Genomic DNA, 6,761 nt, shown 5'->3' on the forward strand with positions numbered 1-6,761 from the left:
GGAACAGCGGTTTCACTCTTACTTTCCGACTGGACCAACCCCTTGCTTGGTTGCGGCTTGGCCGCGCACAAGGCTCTTCAGACCACGGGCAGTCTCACTTTTGCCGTCACTTTTGGAAGGGACGGCACGCGCTGCGAATCTCCACTTCCAGCCAACTGCTGCGCGTGTCATCCACGCGCTGTGGACCACGCTCTGTCATTCACCAGCCGGGAAGCGAAAGCTTCTCAGCCTCTGGGGGGCTGCAGGTCTCACCCGTCAAGCCACCCTTGCGAGCTCCACTGCCTCCGGCACGCGCGTGAAGAAGCGCTCCCCCTCCAGCACGGTCCTGGCGATCTCCACCACGACCGGTGTGCCCCGCACCGCGTCGTCCTGCACGTACGACGCGTAGTACGCGGCGGGTGGGATCGCCGGGCGCGCCGGCAGGCAACGTAGTTCGCCGTTGGCCAGTTGTTCGCGCACGACCGGCATCGGCAGGACGGCGATGGCGTGTCCCGCGCGCACGAGCCGCACCATCAGTTGCAAGGAGTTCGACGAGTTCACGCCGTCGAAGTCGAATCCGCCGCTGCGCAGCCATCTCTGGACAGTGGCGTTCAGCGTCGAAGGCGGCGGGTTGGTGACGATCGGCAGCTTGGTCGCGATCGCCGGGGTGAAGTCGGCGTCCAGGAGATCCATGTCGCGCGAGGCAACCCACTGGAACTCGACCCATCCCAGCAACTCGTCGATCACATGCGACACCGCCGCAGCGTTGGTGTGCAAGGCGATGTCGATTTCGCGCTTGCGCAGTTTCTCCTTCAGCACCGCGCCGACGTCGATGGTCAACTCCACGATGAGCTTGGGGTGGCGGCGCTTCACGCGGCTCAGGATCTCGGACAGGGCCACCATGGCCGTCGATTCGTCCGAGCCGAGGCGCAGCACGCCCTCGAGGGCCGGTCCCGCGCGCCCGATCCGCTCGAACTCCTGTCCCGCGCTCAGCACGCGTTCCGCGTGGGCCACGGCATGGCGGCCTTCCGGCGTGAGCTGCACCCGCTGCTTGTTGCGCGTGAAAAGCTCCAAGTTCAGCGCGCCTTCCAGCTCCTTGATGCGGGCGGAGACGGCCGGCTGGCTGAAGTTCAGGTGATCCGCCGCAGCGTGGATGCTGCCGAGCTTCGCCGTCCAGTAGAAGGCTTCGATTTGTCTCAGGGTAATCCGCATGATCCAAAAATTCTATCAAGTACCGTCCAAATAACTCGTTTTTCAGGGGGCGCATTCATCGATAAATTGCGCTCACACCATCATCCACGCAACGATGTACGTCCTGAATCCCCTTCCGAAACCCGTCGACCGCGAGCTCCTCGACCTCCTGGTACAGGCGGAGCCCGCCGTGATCGGCCACTTCCGCTACACCGGCTTCGTGAGCCCGGACATCAAGGCCCACTTCCAGGACCGGCGCATCGCCGGCACTGCCGTGACCGTGTGCGCGCCCGGCATGGACGGGGCCATGGTCCATTACGCCGTGGGGCAGGCCCGCCCAGGCGACGTGCTGGTCATTGACCGCTGCGGCGACCGTTCCATCGCCACCATCGGCGGCGCGGTCGCCTACGCGGCCCGTGCCGCGGGGGTGGCCGGCATCATCGTCGACGGCCTCGTCACCGACCTGGGCGAGCTGCGCCAGTACGGCGTGCCAGCGTGGTCGCGCGGGACTTCCGCCGTCACGGTGAAGACCCTGGGCCTGGGCGGCGAGTTCTGCGGCCCGGTCAGCTGCGGCGGCGTCGGCGTGAACCCGGGCGACGCGATCCTGGCCGACGAGAACGGCATCCTCGTCCTGCCTGCGGCCGACATCGTCGAATCGGCGAACCGCGCGCTGCAGATGATGAAGGACGAAAGGCGCACGCTGGCCCGCATCGACGCGGGCGAGAAGTACCCGGACATCATGGGTTCCACCAAGGTGATCCTGGACGCCATCGAAAAGCACAAGCAGAAGCAGAAGGCCTGAACCGGGCCGCCACCCCTCTTGCCCAGACTGAAGACAAGTACCCTCCCATGACCTTCATCCGCATGCGTCGCAATCTCCTCGCGCTGGCCCTCCTGGCCGCCGGCAGCGTGTCCGCGCAGACCTGGCCGTCCGGCCCCATCAAGCTGATCGTGCCCTTCCCGGCCGGCGGCAGTGTCGACATGGTGGCGCGCGCCGTGGGCAAGCGCCTAGGCGACGTGCTGGGCCAGCCGGTGGTGGTGGACAACCGCGCCGGCGCTTCCGGCAACATCGGCGCCGAAATCGCCGCCAAGTCGCCGGCCGATGGCCAGACCCTGTTCGTCACCAGCTCCGGCGTGCTGGCGGCCAACCGGTTCCTGTACAAGCGCACCGGCTTCGACACGCTGAAGGACTTCACGCCGGTGATCCGGCTGGTAAACCAGCCCAACATCCTGCTGGTGCACCCGTCGCTGCCAGTGAAGAGCGTGCAGGAGCTGGTCGCCGCAGCGAAAGCCCAGCCGGGCAAGGTCACGATGGGCAGCGCCGGCATCGGCACGGGCCAGGACATCTCGGCCCGCCAGTTCACGGCGGCCGCCGAGGTCGACGTGCTGCACGTCCCCTACAAGGGCGGCGCCCCGGCGTTGAACGACCTGCTGGGCGGTCAGATCCAGACGATGTTCGAGACCTCGCCCACGGCGCTGCCGTATGCCCGCGACCCCAAGCAGCAGCTGCGCGCCCTGGCCATCACCAGCGCCAAGCGCTCGCCCTTGCTGCCCAACCTGCCCACGGTGGCCGAAGCCGGCTTCCCCGGCTTCGAGTCGATCACCTGGATCGGCATGGTCGCCCCCGCCGGCACGCCCAAGCCCTTCGTCGACCGCCTTAATGCCGAACTGAACAAGGCATTGAAGGAAGACATGGGCAAGATGTTCGCCGACATCGCCCTCGACCCCGTCGGCGGCACGCCCAAGGACATGGAAGACCTGATCCGCAAGGACTCCGCCGAATACGGCCGCATCCTCAAGGCCGCCGGCGTCGAGCCGCAGTAACCCATTCCAGCCCGGTCCGGGGCCCCCTCCATGCAATACGTTCGACTCGGCGCCACCGGCCTGGTGGTGTCGCGCATCTGCCTGGGCACGCTCACGTTCGGCTCGCCCGCGTGGCGGCCGTGGATCCAGGACGAGGCCGCCGCGCGGCCCTTGTTCCGGCTGGCGGCGGACCTCGGCATCAATTTCTTCGACACCGCGGACGCCTACTCCGGCGGTGAGTCCGAGGTCGTCACCGGCCGCATGCTGGCCGAGATCTACCCGGGCGCGCGCCGCGAGGAGGCCGTCGTGGCCACCAAGGTGTTCAACCCGGTCGACGTGGCCTTCGAAGGCGTGGACCACGACAGCTTCTGCCGCCGTCCCAACCGCGACGGCCTCAGCCGCAAGAGGATCTTCCATGCGCTGGACGCGTCGCTGAGCAGGCTGGGCACGGACTACATCGACCTCTACCAGATCCATCGATTCGACTCGCACACGCCGCTGGAAGAATCCATGGAGGCGCTGCACGACGTCGTGAAGGCGGGCAAGGTGCGCTATCTCGGGGCGAGCAGCATGTGGGCCTGGCAATTCGCCAAGGCACAGCAGGTGGCCAAGGAGAACGGCTGGACTCGCCTGTCCAGCATGCAGAACCACTACAACCTCGTGTATCGCGAGGAGGAGCGCGAGATGATCCCGCTCTGCCAGGACTCCGGCGTGGCGTTGCTGCCCTGGAGTCCGCTGGCACGCGGCTTCCTCGCGAGTGAGGCCAAGGCCGGGGAAGCTGCGCAGTCCGCGCGCGCAGAGGCCGACGACACCACGCGCAAGTTCTACGGGCGCGATTCCGACCTGCAGGTGCGCGAGCGGCTGCAGGCGCTGGCTGCCGAAAAGGGTGTCTCTCCCGCCAGCCTCGCCTATGCCTGGCTGTTGCACAAGGGCGTGACCGCCCCCATCGCCGGCGCCAGCAAGGGCTACCAGATCGAGCAGGCGGTGGCCGCGCTCGACGTACGGCTGTCCGCAGCGGAAGCTGCGCTCCTGGAGCAGCCCTACGAGCCGCGCGCCGTGCTGGGCCACAGCTGAAGAACCGGCACCGACAAAACCAACCCATAGCCTTGGACAAGAGCATGAAGCACAAGCTGTCCGGCATCTACTCGCCGGTCCTCACCCCGTTCACCACCGACCTGGCGCCGGACACGAAGGCCTTCGTGCGGCACTGTCAATGGCTGGTCGCCGGCGACGTCGGCCTGGCCATCTTCGGGACCAACTCGGAAGCGAACTCCCTGTCAGTGGGGGAGCGGCGCGCCCTGCTGGAGGCGGCGCTGGGTGCCGGCATTCCGGCGGCGCGCCTGCTGCCGGGCACCGGCTGCTGCTCGCTGGCCGACACCGTCGAACTCACGCGGCACGCCACGGCGGCAGGCGTCGGCGGCGTCTTGATGCTACCGCCCTTCTACTACAAGGGCGTGTCCGACGATGGCCTGTTCCGGCACTTCGCTGAAGTCATTGAGCGCGTGGGCGATGCCCGCCTGCGCATCAACCTGTACCACATCCCGCCGGTGGCCCAGGTGCCCATCAGCCTGAACCTGATCGAGCGGCTGCTCAAGGCCTACCCGGGCACGATCGCCGGCATCAAGGACAGCTCCGGCGACTGGAGCAACACCGAGGCCATGCTCAAGAACTTCCAGCCGGAGGGCTTCGACGTGTTCGCGGGCAGCGAGGTCTTCCTGCTGCGTACCCTGCGCGGCGGCGGCGCCGGCTGCATCACGGCCACCGGCAACGTGAACCCCACGCCCATGGTCAAGCTGTTCCACACCTGGCAAGGGCCGGATGCGGACGCGCAGCAGGCTGCGCTTGACGCGACCCGCGCCGTCTTCCAGCGCCATTCGATGATTCCCGCGATGAAGGCGGCGGTGGCGCATTACGGTCGCAAGCCATCATGGCGGACGGTGCGCCCGCCGCTGACCGAGCTGGCGCCCGAGCAGGAGCAGGCGCTGCTGCACGCGCTGGAGTCCATCGGCTTCCGCATGCCGGGGCTCTGAGGTAATTTCCGTTCGCAGAGGAGCATCGGCATCCATGACGCAAGACATCACCCTGGTGCCGGTGCACCAGCTCTCCCGTCAGCTGCAGGAACGGCGCCTGTCGCCGGTGGAGCTCGTCGACGCCTTCCTAGCGCGCATCGAGGCGCAGGACCCCAAGCTGCATGCCTTCAACGAGGTGTACGCAGAAGAGGCGCGGCTCGCGGCTCGCTCCGCCGAGGCGGCGATCCGGTCCGGTCATGCGGTCGGCCCGCTGCACGGCGTTCCGATCGCGCTCAAGGACCTCATCGAACTCGAGGGCAAGGTGGTCACCGGAGGCAGCGAGGTGTGGAGGGACCGCAAGGCCACCCGCACCGCAACGCTCGCCCGGCGGCTGCTCGCGCAGGGCATGATCGTCCTGGGCAAGACGCACACGGTCGAATTCGCGATGGGCGGATGGGGCACCAACACGCGGCGTGGGACGCCGTGGAACCCCTGGGACCTGCAACGTGCCCGCACGCCCGGAGGCTCGAGCAGCGGCTCCGGCGTGGCCGTGGCCGCGGGGCTGACGCCCTGGGCCATCGGCACGGATACCGGCGGATCGGTGCGCCTGCCTGCGTCGTGGTGCGGCATCACCGGCCTGAAAACCACGATCGGCCGGGTGAGCACGCACGGCGTGCTGCCCCTGAGCCCGACTCTGGACACGCCGGGCCCGATGACGCGCTCCGTGGAGGATGCGGCCTTGCTGTACACCGTCATGCAGGGCGCCGACCCGCTGGACCCGTTCACGCGCGGCCTGCCCTACATGGACCCGATGCCCACGCTCAAGCGCGGCGTGCGTGGCCTGCGCCTGGCGCGCATGCCCGAAGGCGAGCCACAGGTCGCGTCCACCGACGTGCTGGCGGCATACGACCGCTCGCTCGCGGTGCTGGAGCGCCTGGGTGCCGAGATCGTTCCGGTGCAGTTGCCCTTCGTGTTTGCCGACGTGGCGGCCTTCAACCTGCGCATCATGGCAGCCGAGAGCTATGCGCTGTACCACGCGCTGATCGACGACGAGAGCGCGCCGCTGGACCCGCACGTCCGTCCCCGCATCGCGGCGGGTCGGAACATCAGCTCGCGTGAGTACATCGAGGCGCTGCGTATGCGCGACACGATGAAGCAGCAGTTCACCGCGGCGATGGACGGGGTGGATGCCCTGCTCACGCCGACGACGATGACGACCGCGCTTCCGCTGAACGAAGTGGACCAGAGCAAGGCGCCCGCGCACTACACGCGCTTCGCCAACTACCTGGATCTCTGCGCGCTCGCCGTTCCCAATGGCGTCGCGCCCGATGGGTTGCCGACGTCACTGCAAATCGTGTGCCGCGCCAATGACGAAGCCATGGCGTTGCGCATTGGCTGGGCGTTCCAGGATGCGACGGCGTGGCACTTGCAGCGGCCCCGGGAGGCTTGAGAGCGCAGGAGCGCCATCACCCTCGCACGAACGCCGTCAGTTCGCTGCGCACGGGCGCCAGCCCGCGCAGCGGCGACGCGAGCCCGCCGACGGTCACGTGGTTCACGCCCTCCAGGAACTCCAGACGGACGGATGCGCCCGCTTGCCGCAGCCGCTTCGCCAGCACCGCGCTGTTGCGCATGGGGGGTCGACGGTGCGGTCGTCCCGCGCGGCCAGGGGTCGATTTGTTTTCGGTGTCAAAGCTGACGGTTCGCATCCCCAGCAACGGCGCGGGGTCAGTTCGCTAAGCTGAAGTTCCCTGAAGCGAAGAACGAGATTCCCTTGTGACT

Annotated in this window: 7 protein-coding genes; 5 read left to right on the forward strand and 2 right to left on the reverse strand. The window is 67.9% G+C overall.

Annotated features, from left to right (window positions below; translation table 11 throughout):
- Positions 1–255: 255 nt before the first annotated feature.
- A complete protein-coding gene (locus AC1DY5_RS36580; protein WP_478119377.1) occupies positions 256–1,191 on the reverse strand; it encodes a LysR family transcriptional regulator in 936 nt (311 codons plus the stop codon).
- Positions 1,192–1,285: 94 nt separating this feature from the next.
- Between AC1DY5_RS36580 and AC1DY5_RS36585 the strand changes: the two genes are divergently transcribed.
- Genes AC1DY5_RS36585 through AC1DY5_RS36605 form a run of 5 tightly spaced genes read left to right on the forward strand, consistent with a single transcriptional unit; the run spans position 1,286 to position 6,432 of the window.
- Positions 1,286–1,972 carry an RraA family protein gene (locus AC1DY5_RS36585; RefSeq protein WP_478119378.1) on the forward strand — a complete coding sequence of 229 codons (687 nt, stop codon included), beginning with the start codon at positions 1,286–1,288 and terminating at the stop codon, positions 1,970–1,972.
- 47 nt (positions 1,973–2,019) lie between these two features.
- On the forward strand, positions 2,020–2,994 hold the full coding sequence (locus tag AC1DY5_RS36590; protein WP_478119379.1) for a Bug family tripartite tricarboxylate transporter substrate binding protein: 975 nt from the start codon (positions 2,020–2,022) through the stop codon (positions 2,992–2,994).
- Positions 2,995–3,024: 30 nt separating this feature from the next.
- On the forward strand, positions 3,025–4,047 hold the full coding sequence (locus AC1DY5_RS36595; RefSeq protein ID WP_478119380.1) for an aldo/keto reductase: 1,023 nt from the start codon (positions 3,025–3,027) through the stop codon (positions 4,045–4,047).
- Positions 4,048–4,091: 44 nt separating this feature from the next.
- Positions 4,092–5,003, forward strand: a complete 912-nt coding sequence (locus tag AC1DY5_RS36600; protein ID WP_478119381.1) for a dihydrodipicolinate synthase family protein — start codon at positions 4,092–4,094, stop codon at positions 5,001–5,003.
- Between the two features lie 34 nt (positions 5,004–5,037).
- Positions 5,038–6,432, forward strand: coding sequence for an amidase (locus tag AC1DY5_RS36605; protein ID WP_478119382.1), 1,395 nt, complete (start codon positions 5,038–5,040; stop codon positions 6,430–6,432).
- Between the two features lie 16 nt (positions 6,433–6,448).
- On the opposite strand, the gene AC1DY5_RS36610 is transcribed toward AC1DY5_RS36605, so the two are convergent.
- Positions 6,449–6,613: a hypothetical protein gene (locus tag AC1DY5_RS36610; protein ID WP_478119383.1), complete on the reverse strand. Its 165-nt coding sequence runs from the start codon at positions 6,611–6,613 to the stop codon at positions 6,449–6,451.
- Between the last annotated feature and the right edge of the window lie 148 nt (positions 6,614–6,761).

This window comes from Variovorax sp. P4_D9 (assembly GCF_056401695.1).